Raw genomic sequence first — 19,963 nt, forward strand, 5'->3', positions numbered from 1 at the left:
GTGGCGGCCTAACGAATCCGGCGCTCCGACGCTCGCCGCCGTGGCTACTCGTCGCGCAGGGTGATGATGGGGTCGACGCGGCGGGCTCGCAGCGCCGGGACCGTGCCCGCGAGCAGCGAGGCCAGCGCCAGGAGGCACGCCACGCTGCCGAGCACGAGAGGATCGTGAGCGCTCGTCTCGAAGAGCAGCGGCTCCGCGAGCGTGCCGCCGGCGAGCGCCAGCCCCGCGCCGAGCGCGACGCCGCAGCCCACCGCGCCCAGCACGCCCCGCAGGATCGGCCCCACGATCTGGCCGGCGCGCGCGCCTAACGCGATGCGCACCCCGAGCTCGTGCCGCCGCTGCTCCACGAGGTAGGCGACCACCGAGAACGTGCCGGCCGCCGCCACGAGCAGAGCGAGCGCGGCGAACACGGAGAACATGATCGCACCGATCCGCCAGCTCCGCGTCTGCGGATCGACGCGCACCTGCAGCGGCTCGGCGTCGATGAACAGGACGGTCGGGTCGATCGCGCGCAGACGCGCGCGCAGCGCCGGGACGACGGCCGCCGGCTCGCCGCGTGGGCGCACGAGCAGGTCCGGGCCACGCAGCGCGGACTGCTGGCCGAGTGGGACGTAGTAGTGCATGAGCGGATCCTCGCGGATCTTGCTCCGCCTGACGTCCTGCACCACGCCGACCACGCGCGTGCACGTGCGCGCGTCGCCGATCAGCAGACACTGGCCGAGCGCGTCGGCGCCGGGCCACAGCACGCGCGCCATCGTCGCGCTCACGACCGCCACCGGCTCGCTGCCGGCGCGATCGGCCATCGAGAACACGCGGCCGCGCAGGAGTCGCGTGCCCACCGTCGCGAAGTAGTCCGGCGAGACCGCGCTCACATCGGGGTCGCCGAAGCCGCCGCTGAGGCGCGGCAGCGAGTCGCGGCCGGGCACCCGCAGCGAGATCGCGTAGGCGTTGTTGAACGGCACGCCGACGGCGGCCGCCGCGTGCTCCACCTCCGGCATCGCCGCCACCTCGTCGACGACCTGCCGCGCGAACTCCTCGCGCCGCTGTTCCTCGCGCGCCTGCTCCGCATCGCTCGCGGCAACGGGCACGCGCGGCCATCGCACGTCGACGATGAGGACGCGATCGGGCTGGACGCCGAGATCGAGGCGCCGCACGCGATCGAGACTGCGCACGAACAGCCCCGCGCCGACGAGCAGGACCATCGCCAGCGCGCCCTGCGCGATCATCAGCGTGGTCCGCACACCCGAGCGGCGCCCGCCGCCGTCCCGCGCGCCCGCCTTGAGCGCCGCGACGACGTCGGCGCGTCCGGCGCGGAGCGCGGGAAGCAGACCGATGGCGACCCCCGTGGCGACCGCGGCGCCGAGCGAGAACAGCAGCACCCGCGCGTTCACCGGCCCCGCGGTCCAGTCGACGTCGGGGAGGAGCACCCGACGGACGATCGTCGCCGAGAGGAACGCGACGAGGAGGCCGGCCACGCCGCCGAGCCCCGCCAGCAGGAGACTGTTCGCGAGGAGCAGGCGAACCAATCGCGCGCGGCCGACGCCGATGGCCAGACGCACCGCGACCTCGCGCCGCTGCCTAACGCCGCGCGCGAGCAGCAGGTTCACGACGTTGGCGCACGCCACGAGCAGGACGATGGCCGATACGCCGGCGAGCCACCGCGCGACGCTCGCCTCCGTCGCCTCGGTGCCGTCGGGACCGTAGTGCAGCGGCCCGACGCCGATGCTCGCCTCGGCGAACGCGCGCTCGCCGCCGTCGTAGCTGCGGCGGTACGCGTCGGTCGCGTCGCGCGCCGCGTCGTCGCGCATGACGCCGGGTCGGAGTCGCGCGACGATCGCGGGCCCCGCGGAATGCCCGCGTCCCCAGTGTCGCGCGCTGGGTCCGGTCTTCACCGGCAGCACTCGCCAGACGTCGACGCGGTCCAGCGCGGCGCCGGTGAAGCCGCGCGGCGCGACGCCGACGACGACGTAGGGCGTACCGCCGAGGGTGACCGTCCGGCCGACGATCGTGCGCTCGCCCGCGAAGTCGCGCTGCCAGATGCCGTAGCCGAGCACCGCGACGGGCGGCGGCACGTCCGCCTCCTGCTCGTCGCGCGTGAAGAATCGGCCGAGCGCGGGCTGCGCGCCGAGCACCGACATCAGGTTCGCCGTCGCCATCGCGGACGTCACGAGCCGCGCGTCGACGGCGTCGCCGAGCAGCGCGGATCGGCTCGCGGGGGTCTGCATGGCGATCCCCGCGAACGCGCGCGACTCGGCGAGGAGGTTCGCGTAGACGCGCGCGTCGAACGCGGCCATGGTGCCGAGCTCCCCGTTCGGTCGCCGCATCGTCCAGTACAGCCGCACCACGCGCTGCGGATCGCGCACGTGCGCCGGCCCGCGCAGGAGCAGCGTGTCGACGACGCCGAACATCGCCGCGTTCGCCCCGATGCCGAGAGCGAGCGTGAGCACGGCGAACGACGAGAACAGCGGCTCACGCACGAGCCCACGCGCGGCGTAGCGCAGGTCGCCGACGAGCCCCGCGATCCACTCGACGATGCCCAACGTCCGCTCGCGTCGTGCGGCGGAGCGGCGCACCCGATCGCGCGCGTCCTCGACCGATCCGCCCATGCGGCGAACGGCTTCCGCGCGCGCATCCTCGGGCGTCATGCCGCGCGCGACGAACTGCGCGATGCGTTCCTCGAGCACCGAGGCCAGCTCGTCGTCGGCGTCGCGGCGGATCGCGGCGGGTCGGCGGGCGATGAGGCCGACGGCCTGTCGAACGTCCTTGCGCCAGCGTGGCAGCATGACGCGGTGCCTCAGATGGAGGTGGCGGTGAGGATCGCCTGCAGCGTGTCGACGTACGCCGCGAGCTTCGCGGTCTCCGCGTCGAGGTGCGCGCGGCCCTTCGCCGTCATGCGGTAGTAGCGCGCGCGGCGATTGTTCGGCGTGTAGCCCCACGCCGAGGTGACGAGGCCGCGCTCCTCCATGCGGTGGAACGCCTGCAGGAGCGCGCTGTCGTCGATGTTGAGGCGGCCGCCCGAGCGCTGCTCGAGCCAGCCGATGATCTCGAACGAGTGCATCGGCCCCCAGGAGAGTGTCTTCAGCACGAGGACGTCGAGCGTCCCGCGGACGAGCGGCATGGGCTCCGGCATGGTTCCCCCGAGGTTCTACCCCGAGAACCTATGGTGAGCGCACGGCACGTCAAGCGCGAGCGGCCCGGCCCGCCGCCGCCGCCATCCCGATGCGGCGGGCGGGCGTTAGACTGCGATCGGTGGCCGTCGTTGCCGCGCCAGCGTTCACTGTCACCGAGCATCCGCGATGGACAGCCTCGAACGTGTCGAGTTCGTGATGGAGCTCGAGCGCGAGTTCGGCCTCGACCTCGGCGATCGCGACGTCGAGGCGCTCGGCAGCGCTCCCATGCTCGCGGACGTGTGGCGGACGCTGCGCCGCCTCCAGGGCGCCCCGGTCGGCGAGGACGACATGCCGCTCGCGGCGGATCCGACGTGGCGCCGGCTCGCGCGCGTGGTGGCCCGCTGCATGGCGATGCCGCTGGACGACGTGCGCTGGACCGACCGGCCGTTCGGCGATCGGCCACAGGGTGGCGCCGGCACCGCCTAACGAATCCCGAACGATGCAGCGACGCATCTCGTTCCTCTCCGTCGCCCTCGCGCTCCACGCGGCGACCACCGCGGCCCACGCGCAGCGCGCCGCCGCCCCGACCCGATTCGGTGTGCTCGGCGGCGCGAGCGCCGCCACCTTCCACGATGCCGAAGCGGAGATGCGCCATCGTGTCGCGGCGCTGCTCGGCGCCTACGCGGTGATCGCCGTGTCGCGGCACGTCGCGATCCGGCCGGAGCTGCTCTACTCCATGAAAGGCGCGCAGGCCCGTGAGATCGTGAACTCGCCGGCCGGCCCGATCCCATCGACGTTCACGACGAACGTCGACTACGTCGAGGTGCCGGTGCTCGCGCGCGTGGAGGTCGCGTCGACGGGTCGCGTCGCGCCGTATCTGATCGGCGGGCCGGCGGTCGCGCTGCGCGGAGTCTGCGACACGGAGGAGCGCGGCGTCGTGGAGATCGGACGTTCCACCGACTGCGGCGACACGGTGCGCCGCTTCGACGCCGGCATGGTGCTCGGCGCGGGTGTCGCCATCGGCCGGATCGGCGCCGGCGCGCTCGACGTCGGAGCGCGGTACGACGTGGGCCTCGTGCGAATCGTTCCCGGCACCTCTGAGCGCAACCGCGCCCTGTCGCTCACCGCGGGGTTCGAGGCGCCGCTTCCCTGGTGACGGGCACGTTGCGTCGGCGGCGACGATGCGTCGGGCCGGCTCACTTCACCCTGGTGTACGTCAGCTCCAGGTCCTGCTCCCACGTGACGTCGTCCCTCGACAGCTCGCTCACGCCACGGAGCGTATCGCCCTCCGGAGCCGGGGTCAGCGTGTAGCGCTGCGAGAACCCGGGCGCCGTACGCCACCACCGCACGACCGCGCCGTCCATCGCGACCTCGAACCGCCGCGAGACGCCCCGCTCGTCGAAGTACAGCATGGTGAAGGCGTCGCTCGCGTCGTCGCTGCCGACGAGGGCGATCGCGGTCGGGATGCGAGGCTCGGCGATCTCCGAGCGCACGCGGAGGAAGGCGCCCCCTTCGTGCCAGTCGAAGAGCGTCCGGCCGTGCAGCACGACACCGGGCATCATCGAGTGGCGCCCCACCGTCGTCCACTCGCCGACGAGTGGCGCGAGCGCGGCGAGGCGGGCATTCGGGATCATGGCGGCGCTACCGAATTGCGACACGGATCCTCCGGTGGACGAGGAGCGCTGCGCTGACGTCGTGGTCCGCATGGTCAGCTGCAACGAATCGTTAGGCGACAGCCGGACGTCACCTCGGGGGTGCCGGTAGGCCGCCGGGCGGCTCCGGCGGCCCGACCATTCCGAAGACGCGTGCGGCTTCCTCCCGGGAGAACAGCGGCGCCATGCGCGCCTCCAGCGCCCCGCCGCGAGCGCGGGCCGCCGCGAGGTCGTCCGCCATGAGGACCGGCAACTCGGCCATCGCCTCGCGGACGAACGCCTGCTGCGCCGGCGACAGCGGTGAGCCGGGCGCGAGGAACTCGCCGAAGTGCTCGCGCCAGATCGCCTCGCGCGCCGGCGGCGGCAGGGCCCGCACGATCGCGCCGCGGTACGGCACCGGGAAGGTGCCGAGCTCCCCCAGCGTCCGCGGCAACGCGTCGCGGTGCGCCGCGATCCAGGCCTGGATCTCGTTCGGGTCGAACGGGTCGCGCATCGGCGCTGGGCTCCGTCTGTATGGCGCTCTGGTGGACGACGAGGTGCCTCAGGATCGCGGGTCGAACCCGAAGACGCGGAGCTCTTGATCGCACCGGCAGGCCTTCGCGATGCGGGCGGCCCACGCGACGGCCTCCTCGCGCGAGGGCAGCTCGAGTACGGTGAAGCCGCCGTCGAGCGGGGGCGCCCACGGGTAGCCGCCCTCGGCCACCGAGCCGTCGGCCGAGACGAGCACGGGCGGCACGTTCTCGTCGATGCCGCCACCGAAGACGTAGACGCCGGCGGCCTTCGCTTCATCGATCACGGCGTGCGCGTCGCGGCCCACCACCTCCCACTCGCCGTCGGGCACGACCATCGCCGCGCTGGGGAAGGAGATCAGATACTTGGCCATGGCAGAGATTCGTTAGCCAGCAGGCTCGTTGATCGATGCTTGCTCGGGCGCCGGCTCGTCAACTCCCTTTAGGTCGACGCGCACCACGAGATCGGAGGAGAATCGATCAGTGGCGTCACCCATCTCCTCTGCTAGCCTCCGCTCCAACTCGGCCCCCACGTGATCGGCGAGGCGAAGTGCATCGCTTAGGTTTGCCTCCTCCTCAAACGCTCGGAGAACGACGTGGTCGACTTCCCCGCGAATCGGCCGACCAAGCGTCTTCGGTAGCGGATGCAATCCAGTCCGTAGCGCGCCCAGTACGATCATCATCTGCGCGACCAAATTCTGATCAGCGTCGACGACTGCAGTCCAGGCGATCGTTCCCCAGAACGGAAGCTCAGCCTCCAACGCTTGGCTCGCGCGATCCTCGAGGTGTTGCGCCGAGTCTCTGAGGGTTTCAAGAGCTCCAGTTGACCGATAGAACTGCTGACAACCGGGCGCGTTCTGTTTCACACCAGGCGTGTGCTGAAGCAGGCGGCGGAATCGCCGCAGCGAGTCGACGACGCACCACGCATCAACGCCGGCGGCTATCAACGTGTTGTGCTCATGGGCGCCCTTTGTGGACGCAACGGTTATCGCGAGAAGTCCCTCGTGCAGACGGTGATACGCCAGTGCCGCGGACTCCAGGCTGAGACGGAGACCATCGACGAAGACGAGCTGACTCGGCGGCAGCGCCAGTGGCAAGCGCCGGAGGGGCGACTCCTCGCGGATCATGTCCCGAAGCATACCGACCGTTGACACGTGTATTGCCGGCTAACGCTTGAGTTCAACTGCGAAGCCGCAGGGCTGGAGCTCGGCGGCGAGAGACGCTGCGCAGTCTCGTCAGGTCCAACGACTCGTTAGCCGGCACCATTTCTCTCACTCGATCATCGACGGACGGGCGTCCCCCGAGGGAAGACATTGTGATCGAGGCAGTAAAACTCATCGGCACGTTCCTTCAACGCGGTACTGAGTCCCTCGGAAAAGGCAGCGAGGTAGAGCTGCTTTCCACTCCGCTGGACCTCATCAACCAGCGGCAAATAGTCGCCGTCGCCGGAGAGGAGATACACCGTATCGACGTGGTTGAAGTGAACGTGATTGAGCACGTCAACCGCTAGCTGGATGTCGACGCCCTTCGAGCGATTCGTATTCTTGTCGCGATGGAAGACCCTGCCGGTCAGGCGGTTAATCACCCGATCGTCCGGGTTCTTGGAAAATGTTAGCCCTTGGATCTGCTCCCTAAGAGCGTTCTGCTCATCGAGGCCGCCAGTCGTCGATGTGTAGTAGGTGGCACGCAGTACCTCGTGATTGCCCGTGAGCGCGAGTTGGGTGTTGCCAGGGTGCCAAAGCAACGCGTTCCTGCGATGAATCATATCGTGGCGCGGTTCCCAGCCGATCGTGACCATCGCCTGGTAGCGCATCGTCAGGTTCTCGCCGTCAACGAACACCATCATTCGTCGAAATGAGGGGAACGGGCGCGTCATACTCGCGGACTCCGCCGGGGCCTAACAGCGCGCACAGTCAGCCGAGGAACATGATTGGAGTGAAAGCCGGCTAACGCGGGAGTTCAGCTGCGAGGGCGCGAGCGTGATCTATGCCCCCGCGAGGGACTCCGCGCGCCCTCGTCAGTCTGCAACGATTCGTTAGGCTGGCGGCTCGCGATCCCGGCCAGTTCGCTGGCGGGCGCGGAGCCAGAGGAGCGTCAAGATCGCCGGCGGCCCGACAAGGAGGGCGCCGAGCGCGGGAGCGGCCGACCCGCTGACGAGCACTACGAAGTCGTGCGGCTCTGGCGGAAGATAGGCGATGCGGTCACCCGTGGCGGCCGCCCGGGCCGCGGCATGTTCGGCGGCCTGCCTGCGCACGGCGCGAAGTGCAAGGGACGCCACGCCGGCGGTGAAAAGCAAGAGCGCGGCGGGCCACGCGAGGGCCGTCAGAGCCACACGCCGCCCCGACCAGACGCCGAGGGGCCTCACTCGCGGGCTCCGGTTGCCGCATCGTCTTCCAAAGTACCCTCCCATTCTTGAATGGTCGTGCAAGCCTAACGCCCATTGTGCTGCCTGCACGCTCCCGACGCCAGGTACCCGCCGCCCCCGAGTCGTTGCCGTCGGCGTGCCCTCGCACGCATGATGGTGGAGCACCCGTCGTACCCACCATCGTCCGATGCATCGATGAATCGCCGTGAGCTCCTCGCCGCCCTGGCGTCCGCCGCCACGCTGCCGCTGCTGCCCGGGTGCGCCCGCGGCCGCGTCACACCACCGACATCGCCCGCTCCCCGCGGCGGCGCCGCGCTCGCCGTGCTGAACGACGTGGGCGAGAATCTTCTGCGCCTCTTCCCCGAGAGCGCGACCCAGCTCGGCATCGACACCGGTGCGCGCGCCGAGCTGCGCTCCCGGCTCACCGACCGTTCGGCGGAGGGGCGGCGGCGGATCGCCGCGCAGGTGCGCGCCGACCTGGATCGCGTCGACGCGATCGACACCGCTGGTCTCTCGCACGCCACGCGCACCAGCGTCGAGGTGGTGCGGAGCGCGTACGCCACGGCGCTCGAGGGGCTCGCACTGCCTTACGGCGACACGACGGTCGGTAGTTGGCGCAACACGCCGTACACGGTCATCCAGAACGTCGGTGCGTATCTCGACATCCCGCGCTCGCTCGACGCCGATCATCCGATCGAGAATGCCGCCGACGCCGAGGCGTATCTCGCGCGGCTGGAGTCGTACGCGAAGCAGCTCGACGGAGAGACCGGCCGGATGCAGGCCGCGCGCGGACTCGGCCTCGTGCCGCCGGCGTTCCTGCTCGACAAGGCGCTCGGGCAGATCCGCCTCTCGGCGAGGAGCGCGCGGGAAGGCGGGTCGCTCGTCGAGTCCATCGAGCGGCGCACGAAGACGATCCCCGGCGATTGGGCGCGGCGCGCGCGCACGATCGCGATGCAGGCCGTCGCGCCCGCGCTCGACCGGCAGATCGCGGAGCTGGAGGCGGAGCGCGCCGTCGCCACCGGCGACGCGGGCATCTGGGCGCGGCCGCGCGGCGAGGAGTTCTATCGTTGGGCGCTGCACGCGTCCACGACCACGACCCGATCGCCGGACGACATTCACGAGACGGGGAAGCGCGAGCTCGAGCAGCTGCACGCGCGGATGGACGAGATCCTGAAGGGCCTGGGCTACACGAACGGCACGGTCGGCGAACGCATGAAGGCGCTCGCCGCCGACCCGCGCTATCAGTTCCCCGAGGGCGACGCGGGACGGGCCGAGATCCTCGCGTTCGTGCAGCAGCGGCTCGACTGGGTGCGCGCGCAGATGCCGCGCATGTTCCACACGCTCGTGCATCCGAACATGGAGGTGAAGCGCCTGCCGCCCGAGGAGGAGCCGGGCGCGCCGGCCGCGTACGGCGGCGCGGGATCGATCGACGGCAAGATCCCCGGGCGCTTCTGGATCAACCTGCGCACGACGAGCCTCCACAGTCGCTACAGCCTCGGCGACCTCGCGTTCCACGAGGCGATCCCCGGGCACATCTGGCAAGGCGAGTACACGCACGAGATGCCGCTCGTCCGACAGCTGCTCGCGTTCAACGCGTACTCCGAGGGCTGGGCGCTGTACGCCGAGCAGCTCGCCGACGAGTTCGGGGCGTACGAGAACGATCCGGTGGGGCGGCTCGGCTACCTGCAGTCGCTCGCGTTCCGCGCGTGCCGCCTCGTGGTCGACACCGGCATCCACGCGAAGCGCTGGACGCGCGAGCAGGGCGTGCAGTTCTTCGTCGACGTGAACGGGTCCAACCCGCTCGAGGTGGCGAGCGAGGTCGATCGCTACTGCTCGTGGCCCGGACAGGCGTGCGGCTACAAGGTGGGCCACAGCGAGATCGTCCGTCAGCGCCAGAAGGCGATGACCGCGCTCGGCCCAACGTTCGACGTGCGGGCGTTCAACGACACGGTGGTGCTCGGCGGCAACGTCCCGCTCGACGTTCTCGCGAAGAACGTCGGCGAATATGTTCACTCGGCTACGAAATGACCTCATCCCACATCCGGCCACGGCTCGTCGAGCTCACGAGCCCGCGCGACGTCACCGGCGTGTCCGTGCGCACGTCGAACGCGCGCGAGGGCGACCCGGCGACCGCGGCGCTGCCGGCGCTGTGGGGCCGCTTCATGGCGGCGGGCGGGCTGCCGACGACGGTATTCAGCGTGTACACCGACTACGAGTCCGACGTGCACGGCGCGTACACCGTGGTGCTTGGCCGCGAGGCCGGACCGTCCACGTCGGGCGAGCGCACGGTGCGTGTGGTGCCCGGCCGCTACGCCGTGTTCACGAGCACCGGCGACATGCCGGCCGCGGTGATCGCGGGGTGGCAGGCGGTGTGGGCGTACTTCGCCGAGCCTGATGCGCCGGCACGCGCGTACACGACGGACTTCGAGCAGTACGAGCCCGAGGATCCGTCCACGGTGCACATCCACGTCGCGGTGCGCGCGGAAGCCTCTCGGGAGCGGCCGGTCCGTGCCTAACGATCGGCGGCGGTCCGCGACGCTGGCGTTCTGGCTCGTCACTGCGGCACCGTGCGTCGCGACAGCGCAGGACACTGCGAGCACGCGCATGCACCCGATCTATCCATTCTTCACGGCCCTCTTCGGCGCCGCGAATGGGCAGGGCGACTGTCCGGCAGAGGCGGCGGCGTCCGACGTGCCCAAACCGTTCCGGCCGCGCCTCCTCATCTTCGGCGTCGGCGCCGACTTCTGACTGGCGGCCGCGGGCCTAACGAGCACCGTGCGCACGCGATGCGGGTGACCGTCCTTCACCGCGGCGTCCCGATCGGCGCCGGCGACCTGGCCCTCGACGATCCGATGGGCCTCGGCGACCTCGACCCCTTCCCCGCGTACGACGCGATGCGCGCGACGGTGCGCGCCGCCGACCGGACACGGCGCAACCGCGGCTTCCTGCCTGCAGGCGATGCCGAGGTCGCGGAGCGCACGCGCATCGAGGCCGAGGCGGGGCAGCGGGCGCTCGTACTGCTCACGGCGCTGGAGCTGGAGCTCGAGCTGCACGACGCGCACGGTGCGCTGCTCGCGACGGAGTGGATCCACATCTGGGACGGCGACGGGGTGCGCTTCGCCGTGATCGTGGCGTTCCGCACCGCGTCCGCCGCCGTCCCCGCCCTGCGCCACGCACCCCCGCAGGGCGGAGACGCGCGCGAGCCGCGCGCCGCGAGGGCTCTTGCGGCCCTCCGTTCGCGACGTTCTGATGGAGGCGCACGCGTCATCCTCCCGCCTCGCCATGACGCTCCCGCTCGAGCCCCGCACCGACGTGGCCGGCTCCGTGAGCACGCCGAGCCGCACCCGGTTCGACATCACCGTCGAGCGCGCGCCCGTCGGCATCGCGCACTTCGACGCCACCGGCCACTTCCTTTTCGCGAACCCGCAGCTCTGCACGATCTTCGGCCTCACGCACGACGAGCTGCTCGCGACGACGTTCCAGGAGGTGTCGTTCGCCGACGACCTGCCGCGCTGCCTCGCCATGACCGGGCAGCTCGCCGCGGGCACCATCCCGCGCTACACGCTCGAGAAGCGCTTCGTGCGCCCCGACGGGTCGCTCGTCTACGCGCGCGTCATCGTCACCGTGGTGCGCGCCGACGACGCCGATCCGTCGTCGCCGCCCGCGTCCTTCCTCGGCATCGTCGAGGATCTGTCGGAGCAGTGGGAGGCCGAGCAGGCGCGGCGCGCCGCGGAGGAGCGGCTACGCGTCGCGCTCGACGCGTCGGGCACGGGCATCTACCACTACGACTTCGAGCGACAGGCGCTCGACTGGTCGAACGGGCTCGCGCGCGTGCTCGGCTTCCCCGAGGGCGATCGGCTGCAGTCGCTCGACCGCCTGCTCGGCGCCGTGCACCCCGACGATCTGCCGCGCGTGCTGAGTGCGTTCGAGCGCAGCGCGACGCGCGGCGCGCACTTCGACGAGGAGTTCCGCATCGTGCTGCCCGACGGATCGGTGCGCTGGATCGCCGACCGTGCGCGCACGACGCTCGACGCGACGGGCCGCCCGAGGTATCTCACCGGCGCGTGCACCGACGTCACGACGCGGTGCGAGGCCGAGGCCGCGCGCGGCGCGATGCTGGAGCGCGAGCGCGCCGCACGCACCGACGCCGAGCGCGCGATCAAGCTCCGCGACGAGGTGCTCGCCATCGTCGCGCACGACCTGCGCAATCCGGTGCACACGATCCTCATGAGCGTCGGCGCGGCGATCGAGCTGCCGCTGTCCGCGGAGGATCACGCGCGGCAGCTCGCGCTCATCCGCCGCTCCGCGCGCGGCATGGACACGCTGATCCGCGATCTGCTCGACGTCACGCAGATCGAGATGGGCCACCTCGCGATCGCGCCCGCGCCCACGCCGGTCGACGCGCTCGTCGACGACGCCATCGCGACGGCGGCGGGGCGCGCGGCCGACCGCGGGCTGCGGCTCGAGGCGGAGCTGCCGCCCGGGCTGCCGGAGGTGCACGCCGACCGGGGTCGCGTCGTGCAGGCGCTCGGCAACCTCGTGAGCAACGCGCTGAAGTTCACGCCGAGCGCGGGGCGCATCACGATTCGCGCGCGCGCGCGCTCGGCGGGTTCGTCGAGACGTCCGTCGAGGACACCGGACGCGGCATCGCGCCCGACGATCTGCCACACGTGTTCGACCGCTACTGGCAGGCCGAGCGCGGCACGCATCACGGCGTCGGCCTCGGGCTCACGATCGTGCGCGGCATCGTCGAGGCGCACGGCGGCTCGGTCGACGTGGAGAGCCGTCCCGGCGCGGGCACGACGTTCCGATTCACGCTCCCTGCGTGCGCGCCGGAGCGGCGCGCGACCGCGTGATCGCGCGCGCCGTCGTCGCCGCGGGAGTCGTCGCGCTCGCGCCGCTCGCCGTGCACGCGCAGCAGCCGCGAATCGCGACCGCGGTCGCGTTCACCGAGGGCCCGACCGTCGACCGCGACGGCAACGTGTACTTCTCCGAGATGGTGTGGGACCGGATCATGAAGCTCACGCCCCAGGGCGAGCTGACCGTGTTCCGCGAGCACAGCAACGGCGCGAACGGGCTGCTCGTCGACCCGCAGGGGCGGCTCGTCGCGTGCGAGGGCGCCGAGTCGACGCGCCGCGGCATGACCGAGCGCTTCCGGCCACGCGTCACGCGCACCGACCTGCGCACGGGCGCCGTGGAGATCCTCGTCGACAGCGGCGCCGCGGCACCGCTCGTGGCGCCTAACGACGTCACCATCGACGGCAAGGGGCGGCTGTACGTCACCGATCTGATCGGCGGCGCAGTGTATCGCATCGACGGGCCCGGGCGCGTCACGCGGCTCCTCGCGCGGCCCGACGTGCAGCGGCCCAACGGCATCCAGATCTCGCCCGACGATCGCACGCTCTATCTCGTCGAGGCGAACGGCACCGCCGGCGGCGCGCGCCTCATCCGCGCGTACGACCTCGCGGACGACGGCACAGTGTCGAACATGCGCGTGCACTACGACTTCTCGCCGGGCCGCAGCGCCGACGGCATGAGCATCGACGCGGACGGGAACCTGATCGCGTCGGCGGGGATGAACCAGCTCCGCGGCTCGGCCGAGACGCTCGACAACCACACGGGGATCTACGTCATCTCGCCGCGCGGGAAGCTGCTGAAGTTCATCCCGATCCCCGAGGACTACATCACGAACAACGCGTTCGGCGGACCGGACATGCGCACGCTCTACGTCACCGCCGGCAAGACGCTCTACACGCTGCGCATGGACGTCCCCGGCCTCCCGCGCTGAGCCCTCGGCCCCGTCACTCGCGCGGCGGCGTGCGGCCGCGCGTCACGCCGCTGGCGTCGTACGCGTCGACGACGAACCAGGACGTCGCGTCGCGGTTCAGCCCGTGCATCGTGAGCGTGGTGTCGCGCCCCGTCTGCCACGACGCGTCGAGCTTGTGCGGCCGGTCGTCGTGGCCCGTGCGGCGGTCGATGAGCGGGCGGCACGTGCGCGGGTCGTCGGAGACCTACTGGAACTCGTGCTTCGCCGACCCGGCATGAAGCGGTAGTCGAGACCGAGCGGGTTGACGAACGTGCCATTCGGAGCGATGGGTTGCGCGTCGGACGCAGCGGCGACCGACAGGGCGATCGCTGGCGCGACGACGAACGACGACATCCGGGAGCGAGCCATGTACCTCATCCGAGACATCATGTACTGCAAGCCCGGCAAGGTGCGCCCGATGGTCGAGAAGTTCATCGCGTTGTCGAAGCTGAGCGAGCGGGTCGGCATGCCGCGCATGAAGGTCATGACCGACTTCTGCGCCGAGCAGTACTGGACCGTCGTGTCGGAGATGGAGGTCGAGGATCTGCAGCAGTTCGCGCAGATGATGTCGTCGCCGCCCCAGGGGTCCGCGGAGGACATGAAGCAGTTCGACGAGGTCATGAAGGGGTACCACGACCTCGTCGATCACGGGAAGCGGGAGATCTACAAGGTCGAGGGCTGATGAACGGCTTCGTCCGCAGATTCCGCAGAGCCCGCAGAGTTCTTCGAGAAGCCTCTGCGGGATCTGCGGAACCTGCGGATCGTCGTGGTCAGTCCACGTAGGCCCACAGCAGCCGCCGACTGTGCGCGTCCAGCTCGGCCGGCGCGGGCAGGTGGTAGAGATCCCCGGCCACGTCGCGCACGAGCAGCCCGCCCGACGGCAGCGCCTGCGGCCACTCGTCGAGGTGCGTCTGGAACGTGCGCGGCCCCTGCGCGGTGTCGACCGACCAGTGGCGGATCTCCACCTCCTCGTCGATCGACCGCACGCGCGTGACCCGCAGCACGAACCCCGACTCGGCGAGCGCGCGCTCGAGCGCGGCACGCGATGCCGCGGGGAGCGCCGCCGGATCCTCGACGAGCGCCACCTCGCGGTCGTCGCCGTCGCGCAGCGAGAGATGTCGGCGCGGCTCCGACCAGGGGAAGCACTGCCGCAGCCGCACCGGGATCGTCTCCCCGTCCACGATCGCCGCGAGATGCCCGTCGCCGGCGCTGCAGAGTACGATGTGCTCGGTCATGTTCTCTCCTGTGTGTGTCTCACGCGGAGCCGCGGAGGACGCGGAGAACACCTGAGGATTTCTCGAATTCTAGAGATTCGCTGAATCGAGCCCCACGTCGTGGAGTCGTCCCGGGCGCGGTTCAGTGTCGCCGAGCAGGTCTTCGCGTCCTCCGCGGCTCCGCGTGAGCATGCAGAGCTCACTGGAGCTGCAGCTGCAGCTCGTACAGCCGCTTGTAGATCCCGTCCGGCAGCTCGAGCAGCTCGCGGTGCGTGCCGCACTCCGCGAGGCGCCCGTTCTCGATCACGAACAGCCGCGACGCGCGGCGCAGCGTGGAGAGCCGGTGGGCGATGGCGAGCACCGTGCGGCCGGCGACGAGCCGGTCGAGCGCTTCCTGGATCTCGCGCTCGGTCTCCGTGTCCACCGCGCTCGTCGCCTCGTCGAGGATGAGGATGCGCGGATCGTGCAGCACCGCCCGCGCGATGGAGATGCGCTGGCGTTCGCCGCCGGAGAGCGTGTGCCCCCGCTCGCCGACGATCGTGTCGTAGCCCTGCGCGAGCTTGCAGACGAAGTCGTGCGCGTTCGCCGCCTTCGCCGCCGCCACCACGGCGCCTAACGAGGCGTCGGGCAGCCCGTAGCGGATGTTGTCGAGGATCGTGCCGTGGAACAGGTACGGGTCCTGGAGCACCATGCCGATCTGCTCGCGGTAGTGTCCCGTGTCGAGCGCGCGCACGTCCACGCCGTCCACGCGCACCGCACCGCCGGTGGCGTCGTAGAAGCGCGCCACGAGGCTGGCGATCGTCGACTTGCCGCCGCCCGACGGGCCCACGAGGCCGATCAGCTCACCCGGCCGCACGTCGAACGACACGCCGCGCAGCACCTGCCGCACGCCGTCGTACGCGAACGTCACGTTCTCGAACGTCACGCGCCCCTCCACCGGCGCGAGCCGCACCGGCTCCGGCGCGTCGCGCACCTCGGGCTCCGAGTCGAGCACCTCGAACACGCGGTGCGCCGACGACGTCGCACGGTTCACCGTGCGCGCCATCTGGCCGAGCACCTCCACCGGCGCGACGAACATCGTCGCGTAGAGCAGGAACGAGACGAACGTCCCCGGCGAGAGGTCGGGCGCGCCCGTGCCGACGAGCCGCGGCACCGCCGACACCCACACCAGCACCGTCATCGCGTGCACGGCGAGCATGAGCAGCGGCCAGAACGTCGTCCACAGCTCGTGGATCTCGTTGAACTCCACCGTCACGTCGTCGTTGCGCCCGTCGAACCGCGCCACCTCCCGCGTCTCCTGGTTGAACGCCTTCACCACGCGCACGCCGGGGATCGTGTCCGACAGCACGTCGGTCACCCGCGACCACTTCCGCCACGCGCGCACGAAGCGCGTGTTGAGCGACTCGCCGTGCCGGTACACGAGCCAGCAGAGCAGCGGCACGGGCACGGTCATCACGAGGCCGAGCCGCCAGTCGAGCGAGAGCAGCACCACGCCGAGTCCGAGCAGCTGCACGAGCGACAGCGAGCCGTCGACGACGCCGAACGCGATGAACTCCCACAGCCGGTCGGTATCGGCCGTGACGCGCGTGATGAGCCCGCCCGTCTTCTTGCGCGAGAAGAACGACAGGCTGAGCGACTGCAGGTGCTCGTACAGCTCCGAGCGCAGGTCGCGCGCGACCCACTCGCCGACGACCGACATGTAGCGGAGCCGCACGTGCGCCGCGCCCTGGCGGATGACGTAGAGCGCCGCCATCACCGCCACCGCGAGCCACGCGCGCGTCGACGCCACGGCGGGCGGCAGCGTGCCGTCGCGCGCGCGTCGCACGACGTCGTCGAGCACGAAGCCGGCGAGATACGGCGGCACGAGCCCCGCCACCGTCACGACGACGGCCGCGCCGAGCCCGAACGCCAGGTCGCGCCGGTAGCGCGCGAGGTAGCCGAGCAGCCGCAGCACGACGGTGGAGCGGCGCGCGGCGACGAGCGCCTGCGCGTCGCGCACCGGCCGCGCGACGGCGTCGGCGTAGAGCGCGTCGCCGTCCGCGACGAGCGGCGTACAGCGGCCGGCGATCGCCTCGTCGAGCACGAAGCGCAGGTTCTCCACCGCGGCGCGCTGCCGGTGCGTGTAGCGCACGACGGCGAGCGGCGGCTCGTCGGGGGCGCCCAACAGCAGCAGCGTGTTCGCGCTCAGGCCCGGCGACTCGCGCACGGCGCGGATGTCCGCACGCGGCACGGAGCGCACGTGCCACGCGCCGTCGTCGCCGCGGCGCGCGAGCGCGACGTGCTCCGGCCCGAGGGCGAGCCACGACTCGGCGAGCCGCAGCGTCGGGTCGAGGTCGACGAGCGCGTAGAGCTGCACGGGGCGGTCGGCCCACTCGCGCTCGATCGTCGCGCGGAGGTCCGCGGGGAGGCGCGACGGCTGCCGGATGTACCGGCTGATGATCTCGTGATTCATCGTCGTGATCGGCTGAGAGTGGCACACAGCACAACGGCCTTCCGGGGGCTGACAGCACCCCGGAAGGCCGGATCACGACATCGAATCCGTGAGGCCTAGGGTGCTCGTCGTCGCACGGCGAAATCGCCGCGGATCATCCACCCGCCGGGGCGCACGGCCCCTGCACGCCCGAGGTCGGTGAACCCCAGGTGCAGGCGAGTGGAGACGAGCACGTACTTCTGCATCATGGCCGGATTCTGGTGAGACTGCTCCCGTTCAACATAGACGACCCCTCGACCGAACGGCAAGTCACCGGAGAGCGTCGACGGCGCCGGTCTGATGCGCGGGCGGTACGGCGCGGCCGATACGGCGCGATGATGCGCGAACGACGTCTCACAGCGCGGCACTGCGCCGTGCTGCGCGGTCGAGCGGTGTGAGCGTCGCTAGCGCATCATCGCGCCGTATCGCCAGCGCCGTATCGCCCGCGCCGCCGACGCAGTCCGCCAAGTCCTTTAACGGCTCGCCGCCTTGCTCGGCGTGTGCTCCCACACGTACCGGTGCAGGAAGTCGCCCATCTTGTTCCACGTCTCGATCCAGCGCGCGTGGATCAGCGACTCGTGCACGTCGTCGGGGATGACCGTGAGCTCGAACGGGATGTTGCGCGCCCGCAGGAGCTGCACGAGGCCGACCATCTGCGCGAAGTCGACGTTGCGGTCGTCATCACCCTGCACGAGGAACACCGGCGACTTCCACGTGTCGATGGCCGAGATCGCCGACGACTTGTACGACAGCGCCGCCGTGTCGAGCGAGTTGCCGTAGAGGTGCACGCCGGCCAGGTCGGCGCCCGCGACGAAGATGTCGGAGTTGCGCGCGAGCGCCTGCGACGTGAGCAGCCCGCCGTACGACAGCCCCCAGATCCCGACGCGCGACGGGTCGACGTCGGCGCGCGACTGCAGGTACTTCGCGCCGGCGACGACGTCCTGGTACTCGGAGTTGCCGCGCGCGTTCGTGTTCTGCGCGTTGCGGAACGAGCGGCCGTAGCCGATGCCGCTGCGGTAGTTGATCGACAGGACGACGTAGCCCTGGTTCGCGAGCCACTGGTTCACCGCGTACGCCCAGTGGTAGAACTGCATGTAGTGGTACCCCGGCATCATCTGCCGCGACGGCCCGCCGTGCACGAACACGAGCGCCGGCCGCCGCTCGCCCGGCTTGAGGTCCGCCGGCAGGAAGAGCTGGTTGTGGATCTCCAGCCCGTCCGCCGCCTTCGTCGTCACGATCTGCGGCACGACGTGCGCCGCCTGCGGGAAGTCCTTCGGCAGCGTGGGGAAGATGAGCTTCGCGGCGCTGTTGGGCGCGTTCGGCACGAGGCCCACGCTCGCCGGCTGCTTCGCGCCGAAGTAGAGCACCGCGACCTGGCGGCCGCTCGCGAGCGGCTGCGGGTACGTCTCGATCCCCTCGCCCGACGTGATCGCGGTCGGCGTGCCCCCGGCCACCGGCACCGCCCACACATGGCGACGCTCGATGTCGTTCGCGTTCGTCGAGTAGAACAGCGTCTTCCCGTCGCGCGACAGCGCGGCCGACGTCGCGTCCTCGATCAGGCCGTCGGTCGTCGTGAGCAGCGTCGGCTGCGGGCCCGGGTTCGTGAGCGGGATCGCGTAGTAGCGGTCCCACTCGTCGCCCTGGATGTTCGTGAGCCCGAAGACGATCGCGCCGTCGCCCCACATGAGGCTGCGGATCGCGGCGAACGTGCGGTCGCCGCGCGCGTTGTGCCACAGCTCCATCGCCGGGTAGCCGCCGACGGCGTTAGGCCTCGCCGTGAGGTCGGCGACCATCACCGACGTCGTGTAGCCGCCGGGGAACGTCGCCGTGTACAGCCCCGGCGTCCGGCGCGGCGTGGTGTCCGCCGCCTGCTGCGCGCCGCGCCCGCCGCCACCGAAGCCGCCGACGCCGCATCCCGACGCGCCCGGCCGCCCCGACGCGGGGCCCGGCGGGTTGCCGATGCCGCCGGTGCCGCTCTGCGTCTGCGCGCCGAACGGCACGCCCGGCCGCCGCACGAACGCGAGCCGCTTCCCGTCGGGCGACCACACCGGGCTGCCGTCGCAGTCGACGCTCGGCGCGACGAACTCCACGGTCCGCGTGCGCGTGTCGTAGACGCCGATGAGGGCGTGGTTCTCGCGGTCGCTCACGAAGGCGATGCGCGTGCCGTCCGGGGACCACTTCGGGCTCGACTGACGTCCCCACTGCGTGAGGAACGCGACCCCGCCGGTGTCGGCCGCGGTGCGCGGACCGTTAGGCGCGACGCGGGCGCGGTAGATCTGCGCGTCCTTCACGTACAGCACCCACCGGCCGTCCGGCGACAGCTCCGGCGCGGCGCCCTGCGCGACGCGCCACGCCGGCCCGCCGGCCGTGCGCGCCGCCCAGATCGCGCGCTCCGCGCCCTCCGGTGCGTGCGACGGGTTCGCGATCCAGCCCACACGGTTCGGGGCCGAGCCGCGGACGAAGACGACGGTCGAGCCGTCGTCGGAGAGCACGACGTCGCTCACCTCGGTGCCGTCGTCCTTCAGGAACGACGTCACGCGCACGGGTCGGAAGTCGGGCGCGGCCGCCGTGTAGACGTTGCGCATGCCGCGCTCGTACGCGACCCACGCGACGCGGTCGGCCTTGTGGGCGGCGGTGAGCTCGAGCGGCGAGGCGGGGCTCAGGAACTCCGCGATCGTCGGCTTCGGCTGGGCGCCGAGCGCGGAGGCGCCGAGTACGAGGACGAGCGGCGCGCGAGAGAGCAGGCGGGACATGGGCACCTGGGGTGGAGTGACCTCCGGATTACGCACCCCGCCCGCCGGGTGCTGGACCGGCTGGACCGGCCCCGGTGGGTCGGA

19 protein-coding genes and 1 pseudogene are annotated in these 19,963 nt (G+C 71.4%); 9 read left to right on the forward strand and 11 right to left on the reverse strand.

The window, feature by feature from the left end; genetic code table 11:
• Nucleotides 1–44: 44 nt before the first annotated feature.
• A complete protein-coding gene (locus tag J421_RS27005; protein ID WP_025414234.1) occupies nt 45–2,783 on the reverse strand; it encodes an ADOP family duplicated permease in 2,739 nt (912 codons plus the stop codon).
• An 11-nt stretch (nt 2,784–2,794) separates the two neighbouring features.
• On the reverse strand, nt 2,795–3,118 hold the full coding sequence (locus J421_RS27010) for a PadR family transcriptional regulator (protein ID WP_104023415.1): 324 nt from the start codon (nt 3,116–3,118) through the stop codon (nt 2,795–2,797).
• A gap of 178 nt (nt 3,119–3,296) precedes the next feature.
• Between J421_RS27010 and J421_RS27015 the strand changes: the two genes are divergently transcribed.
• Together J421_RS27015 and J421_RS27020 are read left to right on the forward strand one after the other, a co-directional pair.
• Entirely contained in the window at nt 3,297–3,596 is a 300-nt protein-coding gene (locus J421_RS27015) for a phosphopantetheine-binding protein (protein WP_025414236.1), read from the forward strand.
• 13 nt (nt 3,597–3,609) lie between these two features.
• Nucleotides 3,610–4,266, forward strand: a complete 657-nt coding sequence (locus tag J421_RS27020) for a porin family protein (RefSeq protein WP_025414237.1) — start codon at nt 3,610–3,612, stop codon at nt 4,264–4,266.
• A gap of 40 nt (nt 4,267–4,306) precedes the next feature.
• On the opposite strand, the gene J421_RS27025 is transcribed toward J421_RS27020, so the two are convergent.
• The 5 genes from J421_RS27025 to J421_RS27045 all read right to left on the reverse strand — a co-directional run bounded on the left by J421_RS27025 (nt 4,307) and on the right by J421_RS27045 (nt 7,147).
• The gene (locus J421_RS27025; RefSeq protein WP_025414238.1) at nt 4,307–4,744 is read right to left on the reverse strand and encodes a hypothetical protein; all 438 of its coding nucleotides are present in this window, start codon (nt 4,742–4,744) and stop codon (nt 4,307–4,309) included.
• A 109-nt stretch (nt 4,745–4,853) separates the two neighbouring features.
• Entirely contained in the window at nt 4,854–5,255 is a 402-nt protein-coding gene (locus tag J421_RS27030) for a hypothetical protein (protein WP_025414239.1), read from the reverse strand.
• A 48-nt stretch (nt 5,256–5,303) separates the two neighbouring features.
• On the reverse strand, nt 5,304–5,645 hold the full coding sequence (locus J421_RS27035; RefSeq protein WP_025414240.1) for a YciI family protein: 342 nt from the start codon (nt 5,643–5,645) through the stop codon (nt 5,304–5,306).
• A gap of 12 nt (nt 5,646–5,657) precedes the next feature.
• Nucleotides 5,658–6,398 (reverse strand): hypothetical protein, encoded by a 741-nt coding sequence (locus tag J421_RS27040; RefSeq protein WP_148306569.1) that lies wholly within the window; start codon nt 6,396–6,398, stop codon nt 5,658–5,660.
• Nucleotides 6,399–6,550: 152 nt separating this feature from the next.
• Nucleotides 6,551–7,147, reverse strand: coding sequence for an NYN domain-containing protein (locus J421_RS27045; RefSeq protein ID WP_104023329.1), 597 nt, complete (start codon nt 7,145–7,147; stop codon nt 6,551–6,553).
• A 684-nt stretch (nt 7,148–7,831) separates the two neighbouring features.
• Here J421_RS27045 and J421_RS27055 point away from each other — a divergent pair.
• Together J421_RS27055 and J421_RS27060 are read left to right on the forward strand one after the other, a co-directional pair.
• Nucleotides 7,832–9,664, forward strand: coding sequence for a DUF885 domain-containing protein (locus J421_RS27055; RefSeq protein WP_025414244.1), 1,833 nt, complete (start codon nt 7,832–7,834; stop codon nt 9,662–9,664).
• Nucleotides 9,661–10,152, forward strand: a complete 492-nt coding sequence (locus J421_RS27060; RefSeq protein ID WP_025414245.1) for a GyrI-like domain-containing protein — start codon at nt 9,661–9,663, stop codon at nt 10,150–10,152. Before J421_RS27055 ends, J421_RS27060 begins: the two co-directional genes overlap by 4 nt.
• Before the next feature lie 99 nt (nt 10,153–10,251).
• Here the strand turns inward: J421_RS27060 and J421_RS32340 are convergent, their stop codons facing one another.
• The gene (locus tag J421_RS32340; protein ID WP_148306570.1) at nt 10,252–10,689 is read right to left on the reverse strand and encodes a hypothetical protein; all 438 of its coding nucleotides are present in this window, start codon (nt 10,687–10,689) and stop codon (nt 10,252–10,254) included.
• 229 nt (nt 10,690–10,918) lie between these two features.
• Between J421_RS32340 and J421_RS34190 the strand changes: the two are divergent.
• The 5 genes and pseudogenes from J421_RS34190 to J421_RS27090 form a co-directional block, all read left to right on the forward strand.
• A pseudogene (locus tag J421_RS34190) lies at nt 10,919–11,986 on the forward strand (PAS domain-containing protein); the annotation flags it as partial.
• A 311-nt stretch (nt 11,987–12,297) separates the two neighbouring features.
• Nucleotides 12,298–12,492, forward strand: a complete 195-nt coding sequence (locus J421_RS34850; RefSeq protein ID WP_425485858.1) for a sensor histidine kinase — start codon at nt 12,298–12,300, stop codon at nt 12,490–12,492.
• Nucleotides 12,493–12,632: 140 nt separating this feature from the next.
• The gene (locus tag J421_RS27080) at nt 12,633–13,424 is read left to right on the forward strand and encodes an SMP-30/gluconolactonase/LRE family protein (RefSeq protein WP_236646349.1); all 792 of its coding nucleotides are present in this window, start codon (nt 12,633–12,635) and stop codon (nt 13,422–13,424) included.
• Between the two features lie 29 nt (nt 13,425–13,453).
• A complete protein-coding gene (locus J421_RS27085; RefSeq protein ID WP_025414249.1) occupies nt 13,454–13,681 on the forward strand; it encodes a hypothetical protein in 228 nt (75 codons plus the stop codon).
• Between the two features lie 128 nt (nt 13,682–13,809).
• The gene (locus J421_RS27090) at nt 13,810–14,124 is read left to right on the forward strand and encodes a hypothetical protein (protein WP_148306572.1); all 315 of its coding nucleotides are present in this window, start codon (nt 13,810–13,812) and stop codon (nt 14,122–14,124) included.
• Nucleotides 14,125–14,212: 88 nt separating this feature from the next.
• Here J421_RS27090 and J421_RS27095 read toward each other — a convergent pair whose 3' ends face one another.
• The 3 genes from J421_RS27095 to J421_RS27105 form a co-directional block, all read right to left on the reverse strand.
• Entirely contained in the window at nt 14,213–14,677 is a 465-nt protein-coding gene (locus J421_RS27095) for a DUF1854 domain-containing protein (RefSeq protein WP_025414251.1), read from the reverse strand.
• A gap of 178 nt (nt 14,678–14,855) precedes the next feature.
• Nucleotides 14,856–17,108: an ABC transporter ATP-binding protein gene (locus J421_RS27100; RefSeq protein ID WP_025414252.1), complete on the reverse strand. Its 2,253-nt coding sequence runs from the start codon at nt 17,106–17,108 to the stop codon at nt 14,856–14,858.
• A 491-nt stretch (nt 17,109–17,599) separates the two neighbouring features.
• Nucleotides 17,600–19,879, reverse strand: a complete 2,280-nt coding sequence (locus J421_RS27105) for a S9 family peptidase (RefSeq protein WP_025414253.1) — start codon at nt 19,877–19,879, stop codon at nt 17,600–17,602.
• Nucleotides 19,880–19,963: the final 84 nt, after the last annotated feature.

The organism is Gemmatirosa kalamazoonensis (assembly GCF_000522985.1).
Lineage (GTDB): Bacteria > Gemmatimonadota > Gemmatimonadetes > Gemmatimonadales > Gemmatimonadaceae > Gemmatirosa > Gemmatirosa kalamazoonensis.

What these genes read in the sequence shown, in the direction of transcription:
- J421_RS27005 (WP_025414234.1), bottom strand. Translation starts at nt 2,783, where the DNA reads ATGCTGCCACGCTGGCGCAAGGACGTTCGACAGGCCGTCGGCCTCATC.
- J421_RS27010 (WP_104023415.1), bottom strand. Translation starts at nt 3,118, where the DNA reads ATGCCGCTCGTCCGCGGGACGCTCGACGTCCTCGTGCTGAAGACACTC.
- J421_RS27015 (WP_025414236.1), top strand. Translation starts at nt 3,297, where the DNA reads ATGGACAGCCTCGAACGTGTCGAGTTCGTGATGGAGCTCGAGCGCGAG.
- J421_RS27020 (WP_025414237.1), top strand. Translation starts at nt 3,610, where the DNA reads ATGCAGCGACGCATCTCGTTCCTCTCCGTCGCCCTCGCGCTCCACGCG.
- J421_RS27025 (WP_025414238.1), bottom strand. Translation starts at nt 4,744, where the DNA reads ATGATCCCGAATGCCCGCCTCGCCGCGCTCGCGCCACTCGTCGGCGAG.
- J421_RS27030 (WP_025414239.1), bottom strand. Translation starts at nt 5,255, where the DNA reads ATGCGCGACCCGTTCGACCCGAACGAGATCCAGGCCTGGATCGCGGCG.
- J421_RS27035 (WP_025414240.1), bottom strand. Translation starts at nt 5,645, where the DNA reads ATGGCCAAGTATCTGATCTCCTTCCCCAGCGCGGCGATGGTCGTGCCC.
- J421_RS27040 (WP_148306569.1), bottom strand. Translation starts at nt 6,398, where the DNA reads ATGATCCGCGAGGAGTCGCCCCTCCGGCGCTTGCCACTGGCGCTGCCG.
- J421_RS27045 (WP_104023329.1), bottom strand. Translation starts at nt 7,147, where the DNA reads ATGACGCGCCCGTTCCCCTCATTTCGACGAATGATGGTGTTCGTTGAC.
- J421_RS27055 (WP_025414244.1), top strand. Translation starts at nt 7,832, where the DNA reads ATGAATCGCCGTGAGCTCCTCGCCGCCCTGGCGTCCGCCGCCACGCTG.
- J421_RS27060 (WP_025414245.1), top strand. Translation starts at nt 9,661, where the DNA reads ATGACCTCATCCCACATCCGGCCACGGCTCGTCGAGCTCACGAGCCCG.
- J421_RS27080 (WP_236646349.1), top strand. Translation starts at nt 12,633, where the DNA reads ATGGTGTGGGACCGGATCATGAAGCTCACGCCCCAGGGCGAGCTGACC.
- J421_RS27090 (WP_148306572.1), top strand. Translation starts at nt 13,810, where the DNA reads ATGTACCTCATCCGAGACATCATGTACTGCAAGCCCGGCAAGGTGCGC.
- J421_RS27095 (WP_025414251.1), bottom strand. Translation starts at nt 14,677, where the DNA reads ATGACCGAGCACATCGTACTCTGCAGCGCCGGCGACGGGCATCTCGCG.
- J421_RS27100 (WP_025414252.1), bottom strand. Translation starts at nt 17,108, where the DNA reads ATGAATCACGAGATCATCAGCCGGTACATCCGGCAGCCGTCGCGCCTC.
- J421_RS27105 (WP_025414253.1), bottom strand. Translation starts at nt 19,879, where the DNA reads ATGTCCCGCCTGCTCTCTCGCGCGCCGCTCGTCCTCGTACTCGGCGCC.